Genomic DNA, 18,418 nt, shown 5'->3' on the forward strand with positions numbered 1-18,418 from the left:
CAGCGCCTCCGCTGCCCCTCTTGCTGCGCACCAAACTTGTGCACAGCATCTTTGGCCTGTCCAGCAGTTAGATAACGAGTGAACAAAAAAACAACTGTCTTTACGCCAACAAAAAGATGTGGATACAAATCGTTATCATTCGCACCTTGATTTTTAACCAAACCGGAACTTTACAAAGATGGTCAGAATCTCGGTGCTCCGCCCGCTTCCTCTTTGCGCCGCCCTGGCATGCACAGCCATGGCCCATGCCCAGTCAGCCGACAACAAGGCCGACACGTCCCTGTCCACGGTGGTGGTGACCGCCTCGGGCACGGCCGTGGACATCAAGGAAGCGCCGGCCAGCATCAGTGTGATCACCCGCGAGGACATCGAGCGCAAGCCCGTCACCAGCATCGGCGAGCTGCTGTCCACCATTCCCGGCGTGACCGGCGGCCTGTCCGGCACGGGCGCCCAGTCCAAGATCAAGCTGCGCGGCCTGCCCGAGAAGTACACGCTGATCCTGGTGGACGGCAAGCGCCAGGGCAACTCGGCCGGCATCAACTACCGCGACGACCTGGGCTCGCAGGATCTGGACTGGATCTCGCCCGAGATGATCGAGCGCATCGAGGTGGTGCGCGGCCCCATGTCCTCGCTGTACGGCTCGGACGCCATGGGCGGCGTGATCAACATCATCACGCGCAAGATCGGCAAGCGCTGGAGCGGCTCGACCACGCTGAACTACAGCAAGCCCTCCGACGGCGACCGCGGCGACACGCGCCAGCTGGGCTTCAACATCAGCGGCCCGCTGTCCGACAAGTTCGGCCTGCGCCTGGGCGGCAACTACACGGACCGCGCAGCCGACGAGAGCACGGGCGGCTTCCCGGGCACCTACCAATCGACGGCCGGCTCGCGCAAGCAAAACCTCAACGCCCTTCTCAACTGGCAGCTCACGCCCGACCAGGTGATCGGCATCGAGGCCGCGCAAGGCATCCAGCGCGCCACGGGCTCCGACGCGCGCACGGCGTCGGGCGACCAGGTGGTCTATCCCTGGGGCCTGAGCAAGCTGGAGCAGACCAAGTTCGGCCTCAGCCATGACGGCCGCTGGGGCGACCTGACCTCCAAGCTCAACCTCGTGCACAACAAGTACGAGGACAAGGGCGACACCATCGGCAACAACTCCAAGGAAACCACGCTGGACGGCCGCATCGACAAGCCGTTGAAGCTGTGGGGCCTGGACCAGGCCATGACGCTGGGCATGCAGTGGCGCCGCGAGTCGCTGGACAACCGCGACACCATCGGCCTGGCTCCCATCGACTACGCGGGGCGCCCGGTCTCGGGCTCGGGCCTGAGCGCCACCACCTGGGCGCTGTTCGGCGAGGACCAGATCTTCCTGCGCGAGAACCTGGCGCTGACGCTGGGCCTGCGCATGGACCACCACCAGAAATACGGCAACAACTGGAGCCCGCGCGCCTACCTGGTCTACCACCCGGCCTCGGAGTGGACGGTGCGCGGCGGCGTCTCGCGCGGCTTCCGTGCGCCCAACCTGAAGGAAAACTCGGCCAGCGCCGCCACGCAATCCGGGGGCAACGGCTGCCGCAGCCTGGCCGGCATGGGCTGGACCAGCACCAGCGTCAACGCCGACGGCACGCGCGGCTGCTACATGGCCGGCAACCCCGACCTGCAGCCCGAGACCAGCACCAACTTCGAGCTGGGCACCAGTTGGGACCGCAATGGCTGGGCCCTGGGCGCCACCTACTTCCACACCAACTTCAAGAACAAGATCGACTACCAGCCGCTGGGCTTCTACAACGGCTTCTGGTGGACCCGCATGGCCAACGCCCAGCGTGCCCGCACGCGCGGCCTGGAAGGCTTCGTGAACGTTCCCCTGGCAAAGGGCCTGACCTGGAACACCAACATCACCAAGATGTTCGAGTCCAAGAACCTGAGCACGGGCGCCTCGCTGCTGGCCGTGCCCGAGCTGTCCATCTACTCGTCGCTGCAGTGGCAGATCCGCCAGGGCTGGTCCGCCATGTTCAGCGCCCGCCACGTGGGCAAGGAAGTCGTGACCACGGGCACGGCCACCACCTTCGCCAAGGCCTATACGACCTTTGACGTGTCCATGAACTACAACGTGACCGACACCCTGACCCTGCGCGCCGGCATCATCAACCTGGCCGACAAGGAAACCCGCACCATCGGCGCCAACTATGACAACGGCGGCCGTACCTACTTCGTGGGGATGACGGCGCGGTTCTGATGGCGCGGTTCTGATAGCGCGTTATCGGCCCTTGCGCTGACCCAGACAAAGCGCCCGTTGTGACGGGCGCTTTTTTCATGGAGAGGAAGCTTTGGACATCCATCAATCAGATTTTCTGAACCACGGTCTGGCCCGGCAGCAAGGCCCGGCCATCACCGTCACGCGGCAGCATGAGCGCGACAGGCTGGCCGGTCTGGCGGTCCAGCAGCAGCGAATGCGCCTCGCCCGGCGCGAACAGATGGCCTTCGCCCCATTGCCGCAACGCCACGATCACCGGAAACAGCTCAAGGCCCTGGGCCGTGAGTACGTATTCCAGGTAGGCCGAACCTTCTGCGGCCGGGCGGGTTTCCAGGATGCCGGCCTCCACCAGACGCCGCAGCCGGTCGGCCAGGATATTGCGGGCCGCGCCCAGGCTGCGCTGGAAATCGCCAAAGCGGCTGATGCCGCCAAAGGCATCGCGCACGATGAGCAGCGACCAGCGGTCGCCGATCACATCCAGGGAGCGGGCCACCGGACAGGGCTGCGGTGTGTCAGGACGGATGTCTTCTTTCATGACGCTATTTTGGTTGCATTTCAAAACTGGTTCAACTAGCATCCAACCAGTTTTGTTTTGCAACTGGATTCAACCCATGAACGTCTTCCCTGCCCCGGACACGGTCCGCATGCCGCGCAGCCTGGTGCTGCTGTTCGCCGCTGCCAGCGGCCTGAGCGTGGCCAATGTCTATTACGCCCAGCCTCTGCTGGAGGCGCTGGCGGCCGACTTCGGCATCAGCCATGCGGCCGTGGGCGGCGTGGTCACCGCCACGCAGGCCGGCTGCGCGCTGGCGCTGGTGCTGCTGGTGCCGCTGGGCGACCGGCTGGAGCGGCGGCGGCTCATGCTTTTGCAGTTGCTGGGCCTGGTGCTGGCCCTGGCGGCAGTCAGCACCGCGCGTTCGGCCGTTCTGCTGCTGGCGGGCATGCTGGCCGTGGGCCTGCTGGGCACGGCCATGACGCAGGGGCTGATCGCCTATGCGGCCAGCGCCAGCCAGGCGCATGAGCGCGGGCGCGTGGTGGGCGCAGCCCAGGGCGGGGTTTTCATCGGCCTGCTTTTGGCGCGCGTGTTTGCCGGTGCCGTGGGTGACCTGGCTGGCTGGCGTGGCGTCTATGCCTGCTCGGCCCTGTTGATGCTGGTCCTGGCCTGGCTCCTGTGGCGGCAACTGCCCCGGCTGGCGGTGCCCTTGCATGCACCCAGCTACACGCAGCTGCTCGCCTCCATGCTCCAGCTGCTGCGCCAGGACCGCATGCTGCGCACACGCGGCATGCTGGCCCTGCTGATGTTTGCCACCTTCAACATTTTCTGGAGCGCCCTGGTCCTGCCGCTGAGCGCACCGCCCTACAGCCTGTCGCTCACGGCCATCGGCGCCTTTGGCCTCGCCGGCGTGGTGGGCGCACTGGCAGCAGCCCGTGCCGGGCACTGGGCCGACCAGGGTTTCGCGCAGCGCACCAGCCTGGGCGCGCTGGTGATCCTGCTGCTGGCCTGGGCGCCGATTGCGCTGCTGGAGCAGTCGCTGTGGGCGCTGGTAGTCGGCATCGTGCTGCTGGACCTGGGCGGCCAGGCCCTGCATGTGACCAACCAGAGCCTGATCTTTCGCAGCAACCCGCAGGCGCACAGCCGGCTGGTGGGCCTGTACATGCTGTTCTATGCCGTGGGCAGCGGGCTGGGGGCGCTGATTGCCACCAATGCCTACGCGCGGTTTGGCTGGCACGGCGTCTGCGTGGCGGGGGCGGCGTTCAGCCTGGCGGCCCTGGTGTTCTGGGCCATGACACGGGAAACGGCTGCCCAGGCCAGCGTTCCCGCCTAGACCCGGCTCACCAACTCCGAAGGCACCCGGCCCAGCGCCTTGCGGAACATGGTGGAAAACGCGCTGGGGCTGTCATAGCCCAGGTCCAGCGCCACCTGCGTGACCGAGGCGCCCGCAGACAGCCGCGACACCGCCGCCAGCAGGCAGGCCTGCTGGCGCCAAGCACCAAAGGCCATGCCTGTGTGCTGCTGGAAAAACCGGCTGAAGGTGCGCAGGCTCTTGTTCAGCGCCTGTGCCCAGTCCTGCGGCGTGGCGCGGATGCTGGGCTGGGCCAGGAACTGCTTGCACAGGGCGGCCAGCTTTTCGTCGCGGGGAATGGGCGCGAACAGCGGCAGGCTGCGGGCCGAGGCCAGCTCGTGCAGCACCAGCGTGACCAGGGCGCCGTCGCGGCCCGCTTCGTCGTACAGCGCCGGCAGGTCGGCGCAGGACAGCAGCAACTGGTGCAGCAGCGGGGTGACGACCAGGGCCTCGCAATGCACACCCGGGCGGGGCGCAGCAGCCGGTTCGATGTACAGGCTGCGCGTGCTCACGCCCTGCATGCGCACGCTGTGCGGCTTGCTGGCCGGAATCCACACGCCGCTGTAAGGCGGGATGGTCCAGGCGCCGTCGTCGGTTTCCACTTCCATCAGCCCGCTCATCCCGTAGAGAAACTGGGCACGCCGGTGGCTGTGCGTGGGCAGCAGCGTGCCAGGCGTGTAGTCGGTGCCGATGGCCAGCACATCGCGCGCCACGGCGTCCACGGAATGCAGCGGAATGTTGAGCATGGGAATGTCCGGAAAACAGCCAACAGGGTTTGGCAGGAATTCGAGGATTATTGACCTATCCGCGAAAGCAGGCCAAACCGTGGCATCCTAAGGTTCAGTCCTTGCTCGTTTTTTCCAAAGGACTGTCTGTGTTCCCTCTCCTGCTGCTGGCTTTCGGTGTGCTTGCCGGCGTGACCACCGTGCTCTTCGGCTTTGGCGGCGGCTTCGTGGCCGTTCCGCTGCTTTATGCGCTGCTGACCTCCATCCACGGCGCGGACTCCGCCGTTGGCCAGGCTGCCATGCACATTGCCGTGGCCACCTCCACCTGCGTGATGATTTTTGGCGCTTCCATGGCCACGCTGCGCCAGCACCGCGCGGGCGCCCTGCCCTGGGATCAGGTGCGGCCACTGGCTGGCTTCATCGCGGCCGGCGCCGTGGCGGGCGCGGCGGCCGCCACCTGGATCAGCGGGGAATGGGTGCGCTGGGCCTTCATCGCCTACCTGGCCCTGACCATCGCCGACGCGCTGCTGCGCCCAGGCTTCGTGCACGGCACCGCCGCCGGCATGCAGCCCATGGGCCGGCGGGCGGCGGCCACGGCGGGCCTGGCCATTGGTGCGATCGCAGCCTTTCTGGGCGTGGGCGGCAGCGTGATGACCGTGCCGCTGATGCGCCGGCGCGGCGCCAGCATGGCGGCCGCCACGGCCATGGCCAGCCCGCTGTCCCTGCCCATGGCCGTGGCGGGCACCGCTGCCTACATGCTGGCATCGCGGGGCGTGGGGCTGGGCCCCTGGCATGTGGGCTATGTGGACCTGCAGGCCTTTGCGCTTCTGACGGCCGGATCGTGGACCGGCATCAGGCTGGCGGCACCGCTGATCGGCCGCATTCCCGATGCCCTGCATGCCAAGGCCTACTTGGCCCTGCTGGGCCTGGTGCTGCTGGTCATGATCGTGGCCTGAGCCCTGCGCTCAACCCTCCTGGAAGATCGCCTCGATCCGGGTCTCGAACACCCGGGCAATGGCGAATGCCAGCGGCAGGCTGGGGTCGTAGCGGCCCGTCTCTATGGCATTGACGGTCTGGCGCGACACGCCCAGCAGGTCCGCCAGCGCAGCCTGGCTCCAGCCGCGCTCGGCGCGCAGTTCACGGATGGTGTTTTTCATGGGAGGGGCACTTTGGCGGAACAGCTCATCGGCTGCGCAGCCAGTGGGCCACCGAGGCAGCCACCCATAGCGCACCCATCAAGGGCCACACCATGAACATGCTGAGCTTGGGAAAACCTGCCATTTCCAGGAATCCGTAGGTGAAGGTGATGCCGGCCGTACCCGCCGCCGCAATCGCCAGCTGCTCCAGCATGGACTTGCGCAGGAACTCGTCGGTATCGCGCACCAGGCGCACGATGGCCCGCACGGCCAGCGCAAACGCCAGCATGGGGCTCAGCAGCAGCGCCGTGCGCAGGGCCCCGGCCTGCATGTCGGCGCTGAGCAAAAGCGCCCCCACAAGCAGCGCCATGTAGAGCAGCAGCGCAAATCCCAGCTCCTTCTGGTAGCGGCGGTTGGTGACGGTTGTTTGATTCATGGAAGTCTCTCGCAATGTGTAAAGGATGCTTGACATTGTGCGATGCCATCCGCGGACATGTCAAGCAAGCTTTACATCGGTACTGAACGCCCCGCCGTACAATCGCCGCCGTTGGTGCCAGCAGCCCCAGGGGCTGCGGTTAAACGGGAAACATGGGGCGGCCAGATAAAGCCGCCCGCATGTACTGCCCCCGCAACAGTGAGTGAAACGCCGCGTGCATTGCACCGGCCCCCGCCAAACCCGTGCCACTGGGCCCTGAGCCCGGGAAGGCCTTGGCGAGTGCGTCACCAGTCTGGATACCGGCCAACAGGCGGCCGGCCGCGCATGCAGCGCAGCCGGTCTTTTTGGTTTCCGTGCCGGCGGGGTCGCTGGCGCGCAACTGGCTCGCATCCATGCACACCCTCGCCCTCGCGCGCGCCCCTGGCGCCGCTCTTCGCTCGCCTTCGGCGTTCCCCGTACTGCGCACCTTGTCCGCCCTGGCTGCGGCCTCGCTGCTGGCCTGCCAGGCCCAAGCACAGGTACAACAGGCACAACAGGCGCAGCGCGCACAGGCCTCCCAGCTCGATACCGTGGTCGTCACCGCCTCGCGCAGCGAGCAGTCCCTGCGCACCGTCACGGCCGACATGACCGTGATCGACGCCGAGACCATTGCCCGCAGCGGCGCCACGGGCGTGGCCGACCTGCTGGTGCAGGTGCCGGGCGTGCAGATCAACCGCAATGGCGGGCCGGGCCAGGTCACCTCGGTCTACCTGCGCGGCACCAGCAACCAGCACACTGCCGTGTTCATCGACGGCGTGCGCTACAGCTCGCAGGAGCTGCAGGGCGGCGCGGTCTGGTCCACCCTGCCGCTGGCGCAGATTGACCGCATCGAGGTGCTGCGCGGCCCGGCCGCCGCCATCTATGGCTCAGACGCCATGGGCGGCGTGATCCAGATCTTCACCAAGCGGGCGGACGGCCAGACCCGCGCCTATGCCGAGGCGGGCATAGGCAACCAGGGCACCAGCAAGCTGGCCACGGGATTTCAGGGCGGAGCCAACGGCTTCACCTACGGTCTGAACCTGGCGGACGAGCGCAGTGACGGCTTTGACGTCTACCCCGGCAACACCTTCTCGCCCAATCCGGACAAGGATGGCTACAGCAACACCTCGCTGGGCCTGAACGCGGGCTACAAAACGGGCATCCACCAGATCGACGCCAGCCTGCTGCACAGCCGCCTGCGCACGCACTACGACCAGAGCCCGCCGCCGTTCGACGACTACGACGTGGTCAAGAACACCACCGGCAGCCTGCGCTGGCAGGCCGGCTGGAACGCCCTCTACAAGAGCGTGGTCCAGATCTCCCATACCGACAGCCAAAGCGACCGCCACACCCAGTCGCCCGAAAGCGCCAAGGGCCGCTCCACCAACTACCTGCTGCAGAACCTGTTCACGCTGGGCCAGCACCGTTTCAACATCGACCTGGAGCGCCGCGAGGACAAGCTGGACACGCAATACGCCTGGACGCAGAACACCGACAGCCGGCGCGTGCAGAACTCCCTGTCGACCGGCTGGCGCCTGACGGAGGGACGCCACCAGTTCGACGCCAACCTGCGCCACGACCAGGTGCGCGACCAGCAGAACAAGACCACGGGCGGCCTGGGCTACGGCCTGCAGATCGACGAGCGCTGGCGCTGGGTAGCATCGGCCGGCACGGCCTTCCGCACGCCCACGCTGTACGAACGCTTCACGGGCCAGGCGGCGGCCGACCTCAAGCCCGAAAGCAGCACCAACGTGGAAACCGGCCTGCACTATGCGGCCGGTGCCAACCGCCTCTCGGCCGTGGTCTACCGCAACAAGTTCAAGAACCTCATCACCTACGACTGGAACAGTGCCCTTCCCTGCAACTGCTACCGCAACTGGCAGAGCGTGGAGATCACCGGCCTGACGCTGGCGGGCAGCACGCGCCTGGGCAGCGCCAACCTGGGTGCCTCGCTGGACTTCATGAACCCCGAGAACCTGGAGACCGGCAAGCTGCTGCCCTACCGCTCCAAGCGAATGCTCAAGCTCAACGCCGACACCCAGGCGGCCGGCTGGACGCTGGGCGGCGAAGCGCAGCTGTACAGCGGCCGCTACGCAGACGAGGCGAACACCTTCAAGCTGGGGGGATACGGCGTGGTCAACCTCTACGCCCAGCGCCAGCTGACCAGGCAATGGACGCTGCTGGCCCGTGTCAACAACATCGCCGACCGCGACTACGCCCCCACGCGCGGCTATGCCAACGCAGGCCGCACCGTGTTCGTCAGCGTGCGCTGGACACCTCTGCCCTGACCCCATGCACCTGCTTCTGCGCCTGCTTTCGCGCGCGCCCCGCATCCTGCTGCTGACCGCCGCCCTGGCCTGCGCAGGCGGCGCGGGCAACGCCTTTGCGCAAAAGGCGGCGGATGCGGGAACGGGCGGGGCAACCACTGCCTACACCGTCACCGACATGCGCGGGCGCCAGGTGCGCCTGGAGCGGGTGCCACAGCGCATCGTCTCGCTGCTGCCCTCGCTGACCGAATCGCTGTGCGCGCTGGAGGCCTGCGAGCGCATCGTGGGCGTGGACGAATTCTCCAACCACCCGGCGCGCGTGGCCGCCCTGCCCAAGCTGGGCCACACTTTTGCCCCGCTGGTCGAGGCCACCGTGCGGCTCAGGCCCGACGTGGTGCTGATGGCGTATTCCGCACCCGTCATCGCACAGCTGGAGCGCTTCGGCATTCCTGTGCTGGCGCTGGACGCCAATGACATGGCGCAGCTGGAGCAGGTGCTGCACAAGCTCGACGAGTTACTGCAGGTGCAGCGCGCCAACGCCTTGCTGGCGCGCATGCAGGCCGAGGTGGACCAGCAGGCCAAGGCGCTGGCTGCGCATGCGCCCGCCGGGCAGAAGGTGTATTTCGAAGTGGACGCCACGCCTTATGTGGCGGGGCCGGACTCCTTCATAGGCCAGTTGCTGCAGCGCCTGGGCGCGCGCAATGTGCTGCCGCAGAACCTGGGTCCCTTCCCCCGCATCACGCCCGAATACGTGCTGCGCCAGCAGCCCGAACTCATCATCCACACGCCGCAGACGCCATCGGCCAGCTTTGCCACCCGCCCCGGCTGGAGCCGCATGCCCGCCGTGCGCTCGGGCCGCATCTGCGCATTGGACCTGGTCGAGACGGACGTGGTCTCCCGACCCGGCCCGCGCCTGGGCGAGGCGGCGCGGGCGCTGGCCCGCTGCCTGCAGATGCCGGGCACAGCGCCGCGTTGACTTCTCTGGCCTGATTGGCCCGCTTGACCCGCTTGGCCTGCTTGCCCGATGACTTGCCTACTCCAGCACCACGGCCGTGCCGCTGGCAGACACCATCAACATGCCGTTGCCCTGGCCCAGCACCTCGTAATCCAGGTCCACCCCCACCACGGCATTGGCGCCCAGTTCCTGGGCGCGTTCCTCCAGCTCCTTGAGCGCAATCTCGCGCGCCCGCTGCAACTCGCGCTCATAGGTGGCCGACCGCCCGCCCACGATGTCGCGCAGCCCGGCAAACAAATCCTTGAACACATTGGCGCCCAAAATCGCCTCGCCCGCGACCACGCCGCAGTAGCGGGTGATGCGGCGGCCTTCGATCTGGGGGGTGGTGGTGATAATCATTGAAGCTCCTGGGTGTTGGTGATGGGAGAACGGCAAAGCCCTTGTGGGGAATGTGAGCAGGTGCCGAGGGCAGGTAACGGCTGGCGCGGCACCAGAGCCCAACCTCTTGCTCGGCATGCACCTAGTAGGCCATGGGTTCGGAACGCCAGTCCTCAACGAATTCGATCCAATGGCGGGGCGCTGGCACAGGCCATCTCCTTCAGAGGTATTCAAGAGGCGGATTGTGTCGCAAAGTACGGCGCAATTTGCCTTGATGCCCGCCATCACGCCGGGCCGTAGATGGCCCAAGTACGTACATTCATGGTTCCGGCACACAGTCGCCAGTATTCATGGCAGGACCATCCCATGCGCACCAATGAGTCAAAAATCCTGGCGAAAGCCATATACGAGATCCGTCTTCTCCTTAGCGGATATCTGGGGAGCAACGTGGATGCGGATCCGAGCGTACGGATCGCAGCGCACCTGGCCTATGCCCTGCACAACGATGCATTGGCCGTGCTGGAGGGAAATGGCTTCAGCGCCGACGAAGCGCTGAAGCGGGTGGCGGCCGTGGACTCTCTTCTAGGAGTCGAAGTGGGGAGCGAATTCGTTCGCAGCTTGGAAGCTTAGGACTGCTTCGCCAGGCCGATGCAACACGGGGTATCCATGCCGAGCAGCGCGCGCGATCACGGAGAAGAACAGGACGCGCTTTGTGAGCCAAGCATGTATCGGTCTTTGATCAGGCACGCGGCTCTGCGTTGATCATTTTTCTGCGGCAAGCCGGAACCGAATTGGCCTTCGCGACACGATAAGCTCTTGCGCCCAACGGCTATCCCATCGCGCCAGATGTGAAGCTATGAATGCGACCCTCCGCACTGCGCGCCACCCGCAGCTTTCAGTGGCAACACCTGCAAATACCGTGCCCACCAACTTCCAAAGGTCCTCGCTTTCCGCCACAGCCCAAAGAACGTGCTTCAGCCCGTCCACATGGCTTCGCCCTGAGAGGCCAGCCGTGCTATTTTGCTCGGCATCGCTGCAGATCAATTCCACCCATGAACCTCCCAGCCACTCAGCTTTACCAACTGCTTGCTTTTCATTCGCTTGACCCCGCCGCCCAACAGGTCACGCTCATGCGCCACACGGCAGGAGACTATCCGGTACAACGCTATGTGGGGACACGTGCTTTGACGCTCTATCAGTCTCGGCAAGACCACAAGCATCCAGTCGGCTCGTTGGTGATTGGCTTCTTTGGGCACCGGCCAGGCCATGCGTTGCTGCTCGGTATCTGGCGGGTGAAGGAGGTCATGCCTGCAATGCAAGCCATTGAGGCAGGACGCTTGCAGGGAAGTTTCGATCTGCATGACGAGCGAGCAGGCCACTGGTATCACGAGCTGGACGAAATCGATGTGATGTCGGATCTGCGGCTCAAACTGGAGATCCGTTGGGGCGAGCCCGCCGTGAGTTGGCGCCGGGTCCTTCGCCAGGAAAACAACTATCCCATTGCGCTATCCCCCGTGCCTCCGGTGCCCTTCAGGGCCCTGAGCAGCACCAGCCTGATCATGGCGGAACTGAGGCTTGCAATGCAGGATGTGGCTTGGCAGCAGGCACTTGGCAATGTCTGCGGCATCTATCTGATAACGGATGAATTCACAGGCCACCAGTATGTCGGCTCTGCCAGCGGCGCTTGTGGCGTTTGGCAGCGTTGGCGCGACTATGCCAACACCGGGCATGGCGACAACCTGGAGTTGAGCCGGCGACTGCATGAAGCACCGGGTTGTGACAGCGAATTCCGGTTCACCTTGCTGGAGGCGCTGCCTCTTGGCATAGAAAAGTCGGAGGCCGAAGCCCGGGAGAACTATTGGAAGGTCGCGTTAGGCAGTCGCCGGTTCGGGATGAACCGCAACGGGGCGATGCACGGAGCCGCTTTTCTGGCCTCTGACCACAATGCCGTTGCCAGCCACAAGCAGACGAGCAAGGGGAATACATGAAAAGGCTTGAGATCCTGCGGTTTTTCTACTGCTTGCTCTTTTGGATCGCAGGCACCCTTTTTCTACTTGCGCTAAAGCTATTTTTTGAAGATGGCAGCGGGCACAGTGGACTCAGTCTCATGGCCCTGCCTGTATTTATGGCAGCAATACTGATGGCATCGCTTGGGTTTCTGCTTCGATTTTGCAAGCACCTCACATGGTTCACACGTCGAAATCTGCGGAATCAAAATACATAAATCAGTCGCCTCTAACTACCAACCTCCAACCCGACTCACCCGATGACGAGTGATCCGATGTGAAATTGGACAGCGGCCACGCAATTGCAATCGAATTCAAAGTCACTCCATATTCAAAATAGATTGACTCATGAATGGATTTAAGGCCTTACAGAAGCTAAGTTTTCTGTTGCGCTGATGGGCGTCGTCCTGGACCAGCTACGTGGATTGGGGCATTGATCGTCTCAAAAAAGGCGAAGAGGAAGATGATCTGGATGTAATCATGCCTTTGGAGGAACGTAGAGTCCGGAGAAGATTTCAAGAAATCCTACAATCCCGCCATTTCTCATGATGTGCCCTGACATCAAAAGAATTCATCATCGGATCGGGCCGTGTGGTGACGCGGGACGTTCCGCCTGACGTGATCGCTGCGGCCGTGCGGGGTAGTGCGCGCGATCACGGATGAGGGCAAGACCGGCTTTCCTGCCCGGGCCTGTGGTCACCCGGCTCGGCAGCAGGTTCAGGCGGGCGGCCTTCCTTTCATCGGCCTGCATGATCCGGACACCACGCGGCTGCCCGAACAGCCCCATAATCTGGCTTCAAAATTTCACGACACCAATGACACAGTCCCTCAAAGAACTCCTTGCGGCCAAGGCCGCGCTGGACATGGAAATTGCCAAGGCCCGCACCTCGGCGGCCGACGCTGCCCTGTCCAAGGTCCAGAAGCTGGTGACCGATTTCGGGTTCACCCAGCAGCAAGTGTTCCCCTACATCCCTGAAAAAACCAGTGCGCCGGCGAAGTATCGCGATCCGGCCACGGGAGCGACGTGGACAGGTCGAGGCAAGCCTCCGAACTGGATCAAGGACCAGGATCGCGAAGACTTCCTCATCGAAAGCAAACCCGAAGCGGCCCAAGGTCCGTTTCTTGCCGAAATGGCGGCAGCGGCAGCTCGCAACTGAAAACGCTGCACACGGCGGCACGCAGGATGCCGTGCGGTGCGGTGGAGTTCCGATGCGAAGGAATCTGTGCCTGCCGAAAAAAAGCCCTCTGAGCATTCAGCGGGCTTTTTTTCCGGCCTGGCGCCGGCAGCGTAGTCACTGCCGGCATCTTTCGAGGGCGTGCATCGCGCTCCGGCAGGAGGACCAGCCGGGCCTTTGCGGCACCGCCAGCCCTCAGGCGTGGCTGACCGGGCAGCTGCCTGCCTTGCCCATGATGCTGTCCGCAGGCGCCTGCGCGCGGTCATTCAGGCCGTAGTCGCGCAGCACCTGGGTGACGCGCACGCGGTAGTCCTTGAAGATCTTGTCGCGGCCGGCGCGCTGGGCGCTTAGGTGGGCTTCCACGTTGCGCCACTGGACGACGGCTTCCTCGTCGCGCCAGGTGGTGACGGACATGACTTTCTCGGGGTTGAGCGTGCTCTGGAAGCATTCCACGGAGATGAACCCTTCCATGGGCTTGAGCATGGGGGTGAGCTTGTTGACCAGGTCCACATAGGTCTGGTTCTGGCCGGGCAAGGCCTGCAGTTCGAACAGTACGACAACCATCTTCAACTCTCCTTTTTTTCGGGAACAGAGATTCCGGCGCCGCGCAGCGGCGGCTCCGGCGTGGGGGGAAATGGGTGAATGGGCGGCGCCGCAGGTTCAGCGGCTGCGCTCCAGGTTGGTCAGCCAGGCGGCCAGCACATCGCGCGCGGCCAGGGTCAGCAGGCCGCCGTATTTCTGGGCATCGGCGCGCAGGGTGCGCGGGTCCACCTTGGCCATGCCGAGCTCACAGGCATGGCCGACCAGCCAGCGCTCCAGCCGGGCCGCATCGGCCTCCAGATGGAATTGCAGGCCCAGCACCTGCGGGCCCACGGCGAAGGCCTGGTTGGCACCGATGGCGGTGCCGGCCAGGTGCACGGCGCCTTCGGGAATGTCGAACTGGTCGCCATGCCAATGGAGCACGGGCACGCCGTCCAGTTTGGCCAGGGGCGAGGCCAGGCCCGCATCGGTAAGCGTGAGCGGCGAAAAGCCGATTTCCTTGACGCCCAGCGGATAGACCCTGGCGCCCAGCGCGCGCGCAATGAGCTGGGCGCCCAGGCAGATGCCCAGCAGCGGCTTGCCGCTGTCCAACCAGCGGCGCACGGCCGCCAGCTCCTGGGCGACGAAGGGATAAAGCGCCTCGTCATAGGCACCTATGGGGCCGCCCAGCACGACGAGCAGGTCGGCACGGCCCAGGTCCAGGGTGTCAAGCTCGCCGATGCTGGGATCGACGTACTGCACTTCGTAGCCGCGGCTGGCGAACTCGGCATGCAGGGTGCCCAGGTCTTCGAAGTGGATGTGGCGCAGCGCGATGGCTTTTTTCATGGGAGGAACTCAGGTGGATACAGGAGGGTGGCTTGGAACGTGCGGAGCCCGTCAGGCGCCGGGCTTGAGATCGACGTGGATATGGCCTGCCGAGGGGAAGGTGCAGCAGGCCAAGGCATAGCCGGCTTCCTTTTCCCTGTCGCTGAGGCAAAAGTCCGCCTCCAGCCGTGAACTGCCTCCCGTGATGCGGATGCGGCAGCTGCCGCAGATGCCGGCCCGGCACTGGCTGCGGATGGCAATGCCCACGCCCTCCAGGATTTCCAGCAGGCTTTTGCCGGACGCGGCTTCGACAATCTGCCCGCTGTGCGCGATCTGCAGCTGGCATGCCTGCGCGGTCTCGCCTGGCTGGGCGGTGGATGCGGCAGGCGGCGTGAAGGCCTCGATGTGCTGTATGGCACCGGGAAAGCAGGCCCGCGCATGCTCGCGAAAGGTCTGCGCAAAGGCGTGGCCGCCGCAGATGACCACCGCCTGGGGCTGGCCCAGCGCCAGCAGGGACTGCTGCGAGGGGCGGCCCGGCACGAAGGGCCCGTGGGCGGCAATGTCTTCACGCGTGATGTGGATACGCAGGTCGAACCAGGGGGCCGTTTCGCACAGCTGCTGCAGCTCCTGCAGGAACGGAATGTCAGCCATGCGCGCAAAGCACAGCAGCAGCGTGGTGCGGGGCACGCGCTGGCCCTGCTGCTGCAGCCGATCCAGTTCGCGCAGCAGCGCCAGCGGCAGGGTCAGGCCGATGCCGCCGGCCAGCATGACCAGGGAGTCCAGGCCCAGCACCAGGTCGGCCGTGATGTCACCGGCCACGTGGCCGAGCGGCAGCGTGGAGCCTGCGCGCAGCACTGCATGCATGTGGTCGGAGACGCTGCCCCGGCCCGAGCTTTTGACGGCAATGTCGAACTGGCCGGCGCCGTCGTGCTCGCTGCAGGGCTCGTAGCGGGTGATGGAGTACAGCCGCTGCTGCACGGCGCCACTGGCGTCGGCATGCTCGATGGCCACATGCCGGCCGGGCCGCAGGCCGCCGAGGAACTGCGCCGAGGCGCCCTGCACGCGCAGGGTGTAGACCATGACGCCGCCCGCCTCTGCCCGTGCCGCGGCGCAGCGCGCCAGCGTGCTGCCTGCCTGGAGGGCGGCGCTCATGCCTGCATCTCCTCGAGGACCGAGGACACCAGCGCCACGCTGCCGCCCAGGTTGCGGCCCGCCAGGCCGATGCGGTCGATCAGGCTTTGCACCGAGTCGGTGTAGACGCCGATCTCGTTGCTGTCGCCCACGTCGTGCAGGATGTCGCGCGCATGCGGCATGCCGACCATGGTGAAGACGGTGGACCAGGCGCCCAGCTCGTTGTTGGCGAACATCTGCACGGTCTTGAGGATGATGGAGCGCAGGTAGCTGCGCTCGCGGTTGCTCAGGCCCTGGACGATGTCGGTGGCCACCGAGCTGAAGACGCTGGAATGGCTCCATTCGTCCACGGCGTGGGTGCGCGTGACCTCGTGGCAGATGGGCTGGATGGAGCGGTCCTCGGCCATGGTCTTGAGGTAGTCGGTGATCAGGGTCTCGCTGGCGCAGGCAATGGCGAAGCGGGCCAGGCGGCGCTCCCATTCCGCGCCGCACTGCGCCAGCACGCCGTTGCGCCAGCCGACGAGGTTGAAGTCCGCGTAGTCCAGCGGCGCCAGGCCGCGCATCTCATAGATGTAGTTGCAGGCCATGATGGACATGCGGGTGTGCAGGGCCTCGTCCAGCAGGGCCTGGGACATGACGTCCTGCAGCAGCGCCCGGTTGGCGCTGGGCGGCGGGGTCTTGATGATGTCCTCGCAGGCCGGCGTGACCACGTTGCACTCGATGTAGATGGTCTTGAGGTTGTAGATGCCCCAGGCGTAGGACAGGCATTGGTCGCGCAGGTGCTGTGGCGCCTCCACCCATGCCTGGTGATCGCGAAACGGCAGCAGCGAGGCGGTGAAGTCCTGCCGGGCGGGGTCGAACGCCAAGCCGCAGTAATCAGGCAGGTCCTGATTCACGGCCGCTCTTGACTTCCAGAGCAGGGACAGCTTTTTGAGCGCATCGCGCACGGCGTCATCTGTCCGAGAGATATCGAGATTCATTTTTCAACTCCGTGTAATTGAACTTGATTGATCTGAGTCAAATCGCCTATTCCCTCCCCCGCTTTCTCCATCCGCCGCAATCATCAATGGCGATTCAAATGACGCTGCAGATGGCAGATACGTTGTCATGGATTTCTTCACTCTGTCATATTCCGCCTTGAATCAATCTGCCCGACAGCAGATTGCGGATGATTCCTGGCGGTATTGGATCTCATGACTTTCAACGTCTGGCGGCGAATTCTATGGAGACAGCGTGGATTCAAACAGACCTATTTTCGACAATGAACCAGACCGCTTTTTTCAACGGTTTACATTGGCATGCCACCTTAATTGGTCTGCTCACCCGCTGAAACATGGTCGGAATCAAGGCCGCTGCACTTTGTAGACTGCCTATTACCGATGCGCCCTGGTTTTCAAATCCTTCCATAACCCGGACGCTGCCGATTCCCGTGCTTCAGCGCCTCCAAGACAGCCAATGCGACATGGACGATTTATCGCTCCCCAAAATCAATTCACTGGATCTTCAACAGGCAGACAGCGAGGCCTGGGATGCCATCGCGGCCGAGCGGATTCGCCAGTCACGCTCGATTGAATTGATTGCCTCTGAAAACTTCGTGAGCCGCGCGGTGATGGAGGCGCAGGGCTCGGTGCTGACCAACAAATACGCCGAGGGCTACCCGGGCGTGCGCTACTACGGCGGCTGCGCCAATGCCGATGCCGTGGAGAACCTGGCCATTGCGCGTGCCAAGGCGCTGTTCGGCTGCGCGCACGCCAACGTGCAGCCGCACTCGGGCAGCCAGGCCAACCAGGGCGTGTACCTGGCGTTCCTGGAGCCCGGCGACAAGATCATGGGGCTGGACCTGCGCTCGGGCGGCCACCTGACGCACGGCTCCCGCGTGAGCGTGTCGGGCAAGTGGTTCCAGTCCATCAGCTACGAGGTGGACGCCCGCTCCCAGCGCATCGACATGGACCAGGTGCGGCGCATTGCGCTGAAGGAGCGGCCCAGGCTCATCATTGCCGGTGGCTCGGCCTATTCACGGCAGATGGACTGGGCCGAGTTCCGGCGCATTGCCGACCGGGTGGGCGCCATCTTCATGGCCGACATCGCGCACGTGGCTGGGCTGGTGGCCGCAGGCGTGTTCCCCTCCCCCGTGGAGCACGCCCATGTGACCACGACCACCACGCACAAGACGCTGCGCGGGCCGCGCGGCGGCATGATCCTCTCGGCCGACGCCGAGATCGCCAGGCGCATAGACGCCGCCGTGTTTCCGGGCCTGCAGTCCGGCCCGCTGATGCATGTGGTGGCGGCCAAGGCGGTGGCGCTGGGCGAGGCGCTCAAGCCCGCCTTCCGTACCTATGCGCGGGCCGTGGTGGACAACGCCCGCGTGCTGTGCGACCGGCTTTCGCAGGGCGGACTGTCCGTGGTGTCCGCAGGCACGGACTGCCATCTGGGCGTGATCGACCTGCGCCCCTGGGAGCTGACGGGCAAGGCCGCCGAAACGGCGCTGGAGCAGATCGGCATCACGGTCAACAAGAACGCCGTGCCCGGCGACGGCGCGCGGCCGCTGGTGACCTCGGGCATCCGCGTGGGCAGCGCGGCCTGCACCACGCGCGGCATGGGCGCCGACGAGTTCCGCGAGATTGGCGACATGATTCTTGCCACGCTGGGCGGCATACGCAGCGGCACCATGAACGCGCGCACGCTCAAGTCCATCCACGAAGGCGTGTCCGACCTGACCGGGCGCTTTCCCCTGCCCTATTGAGGCATGCAG

General features: G+C 65.1%; 18 protein-coding genes and 1 riboswitch. Of the genes, 9 read left to right on the forward strand and 9 right to left on the reverse strand.

The window, feature by feature from the left end; translation table 11 throughout:
* Window positions 1-238: 238 nt before the first annotated feature.
* On the forward strand, window positions 239-2,236 hold the full coding sequence (locus tag DELCS14_RS15295; protein WP_013802452.1) for a TonB-dependent receptor: 1,998 nt from the start codon (window positions 239-241) through the stop codon (window positions 2,234-2,236).
* 106 nt (window positions 2,237-2,342) lie between these two features.
* Here DELCS14_RS15295 and DELCS14_RS15300 read toward each other — a convergent pair whose 3' ends face one another.
* Complete coding sequence (locus tag DELCS14_RS15300) at window positions 2,343-2,789, reverse strand: helix-turn-helix domain-containing protein (RefSeq protein ID WP_013802453.1); 447 nt, start codon at window positions 2,787-2,789, stop codon at window positions 2,343-2,345.
* A 76-nt stretch (window positions 2,790-2,865) separates the two neighbouring features.
* On the opposite strand from DELCS14_RS15300, the gene DELCS14_RS15305 reads away from it, so the two are divergent.
* The gene (locus DELCS14_RS15305; RefSeq protein ID WP_013802454.1) at window positions 2,866-4,077 is read left to right on the forward strand and encodes an MFS transporter; all 1,212 of its coding nucleotides are present in this window, start codon (window positions 2,866-2,868) and stop codon (window positions 4,075-4,077) included.
* Here DELCS14_RS15305 and DELCS14_RS15310 read toward each other — a convergent pair.
* The gene (locus DELCS14_RS15310; RefSeq protein ID WP_013802455.1) at window positions 4,074-4,841 is read right to left on the reverse strand and encodes a helix-turn-helix transcriptional regulator; all 768 of its coding nucleotides are present in this window, start codon (window positions 4,839-4,841) and stop codon (window positions 4,074-4,076) included. The two genes, DELCS14_RS15305 and DELCS14_RS15310, sit on opposite strands and share 4 nt — an antisense overlap.
* A 128-nt stretch (window positions 4,842-4,969) precedes the next feature.
* Here DELCS14_RS15310 and DELCS14_RS15315 point away from each other — a divergent pair, with 128 nt between their 5' ends.
* A complete protein-coding gene (locus DELCS14_RS15315) occupies window positions 4,970-5,776 on the forward strand; it encodes a sulfite exporter TauE/SafE family protein (RefSeq protein WP_013802456.1) in 807 nt (268 codons plus the stop codon).
* A 9-nt stretch (window positions 5,777-5,785) separates the two neighbouring features.
* Here DELCS14_RS15315 and DELCS14_RS15320 read toward each other — a convergent pair whose 3' ends face one another.
* Window positions 5,786-5,977 carry a helix-turn-helix transcriptional regulator gene (locus DELCS14_RS15320; protein WP_013802457.1) on the reverse strand — a complete coding sequence of 64 codons (192 nt, stop codon included), beginning with the start codon at window positions 5,975-5,977 and terminating at the stop codon, window positions 5,786-5,788.
* Between the two features lie 25 nt (window positions 5,978-6,002).
* Window positions 6,003-6,392, reverse strand: coding sequence for a hypothetical protein (locus DELCS14_RS15325; RefSeq protein WP_012205557.1), 390 nt, complete (start codon window positions 6,390-6,392; stop codon window positions 6,003-6,005).
* 95 nt (window positions 6,393-6,487) lie between these two features.
* Window positions 6,488-6,715: riboswitch (cobalamin riboswitch) on the forward strand.
* Between the two features lie 69 nt (window positions 6,716-6,784).
* Between DELCS14_RS15325 and DELCS14_RS15330 the strand changes: the two genes are divergently transcribed.
* Together DELCS14_RS15330 and DELCS14_RS15335 are read left to right on the forward strand one after the other, a co-directional pair.
* Window positions 6,785-8,698 carry a TonB-dependent receptor gene (locus tag DELCS14_RS15330; protein WP_013802458.1) on the forward strand — a complete coding sequence of 638 codons (1,914 nt, stop codon included), beginning with the start codon at window positions 6,785-6,787 and terminating at the stop codon, window positions 8,696-8,698.
* Between the two features lie 4 nt (window positions 8,699-8,702).
* Window positions 8,703-9,653, forward strand: coding sequence for a helical backbone metal receptor (locus tag DELCS14_RS15335; protein WP_013802459.1), 951 nt, complete (start codon window positions 8,703-8,705; stop codon window positions 9,651-9,653).
* A gap of 57 nt (window positions 9,654-9,710) precedes the next feature.
* On the opposite strand, the gene DELCS14_RS15340 is transcribed toward DELCS14_RS15335, so the two are convergent.
* Window positions 9,711-10,031 carry a heavy metal-binding domain-containing protein gene (locus tag DELCS14_RS15340; RefSeq protein ID WP_012205554.1) on the reverse strand — a complete coding sequence of 107 codons (321 nt, stop codon included), beginning with the start codon at window positions 10,029-10,031 and terminating at the stop codon, window positions 9,711-9,713.
* Between the two features lie 345 nt (window positions 10,032-10,376).
* Here DELCS14_RS15340 and DELCS14_RS15345 point away from each other — a divergent pair, with 345 nt between their 5' ends.
* The 3 genes from DELCS14_RS15345 (at window position 10,377) to DELCS14_RS15355 (ending at window position 13,173) form a co-directional block, all read left to right on the forward strand.
* Window positions 10,377-10,640: a hypothetical protein gene (locus DELCS14_RS15345; RefSeq protein WP_013802460.1), complete on the forward strand. Its 264-nt coding sequence runs from the start codon at window positions 10,377-10,379 to the stop codon at window positions 10,638-10,640.
* 422 nt (window positions 10,641-11,062) lie between these two features.
* Window positions 11,063-11,998 carry a GIY-YIG nuclease family protein gene (locus tag DELCS14_RS29520; RefSeq protein WP_049801409.1) on the forward strand — a complete coding sequence of 312 codons (936 nt, stop codon included), beginning with the start codon at window positions 11,063-11,065 and terminating at the stop codon, window positions 11,996-11,998.
* Window positions 11,999-12,831: 833 nt separating this feature from the next.
* Window positions 12,832-13,173, forward strand: coding sequence for an H-NS histone family protein (locus DELCS14_RS15355; protein ID WP_013802462.1), 342 nt, complete (start codon window positions 12,832-12,834; stop codon window positions 13,171-13,173).
* 213 nt (window positions 13,174-13,386) lie between these two features.
* Here the strand turns inward: DELCS14_RS15355 and DELCS14_RS15360 are convergent, their stop codons facing one another.
* From DELCS14_RS15360 to DELCS14_RS15375, 4 genes are all read right to left on the reverse strand, one after another.
* Complete coding sequence (locus DELCS14_RS15360; protein ID WP_012205544.1) at window positions 13,387-13,755, reverse strand: antibiotic biosynthesis monooxygenase; 369 nt, start codon at window positions 13,753-13,755, stop codon at window positions 13,387-13,389.
* A 96-nt stretch (window positions 13,756-13,851) separates the two neighbouring features.
* Window positions 13,852-14,556, reverse strand: a complete 705-nt coding sequence (locus tag DELCS14_RS15365) for a glutamine amidotransferase (RefSeq protein WP_013802463.1) — start codon at window positions 14,554-14,556, stop codon at window positions 13,852-13,854.
* 51 nt (window positions 14,557-14,607) lie between these two features.
* Window positions 14,608-15,687: a 2Fe-2S iron-sulfur cluster-binding protein gene (locus DELCS14_RS15370; RefSeq protein ID WP_013802464.1), complete on the reverse strand. Its 1,080-nt coding sequence runs from the start codon at window positions 15,685-15,687 to the stop codon at window positions 14,608-14,610.
* The gene (locus tag DELCS14_RS15375) at window positions 15,684-16,646 is read right to left on the reverse strand and encodes a diiron oxygenase (protein WP_012205541.1); all 963 of its coding nucleotides are present in this window, start codon (window positions 16,644-16,646) and stop codon (window positions 15,684-15,686) included. The genes DELCS14_RS15370 and DELCS14_RS15375 overlap by 4 nt, the downstream gene beginning before the upstream one ends.
* A gap of 482 nt (window positions 16,647-17,128) precedes the next feature.
* Between DELCS14_RS15375 and DELCS14_RS15380 the strand changes: the two genes are divergently transcribed.
* Window positions 17,129-18,409: a serine hydroxymethyltransferase gene (locus DELCS14_RS15380; RefSeq protein ID WP_170962038.1), complete on the forward strand. Its 1,281-nt coding sequence runs from the start codon at window positions 17,129-17,131 to the stop codon at window positions 18,407-18,409.
* Window positions 18,410-18,418: the final 9 nt, after the last annotated feature.

Origin of the sequence: Delftia sp. Cs1-4, assembly GCF_000214395.1 — a bacterium.
In the GTDB taxonomy this organism is placed as follows: domain Bacteria; phylum Pseudomonadota; class Gammaproteobacteria; order Burkholderiales; family Burkholderiaceae_C; genus Comamonas; species Comamonas acidovorans.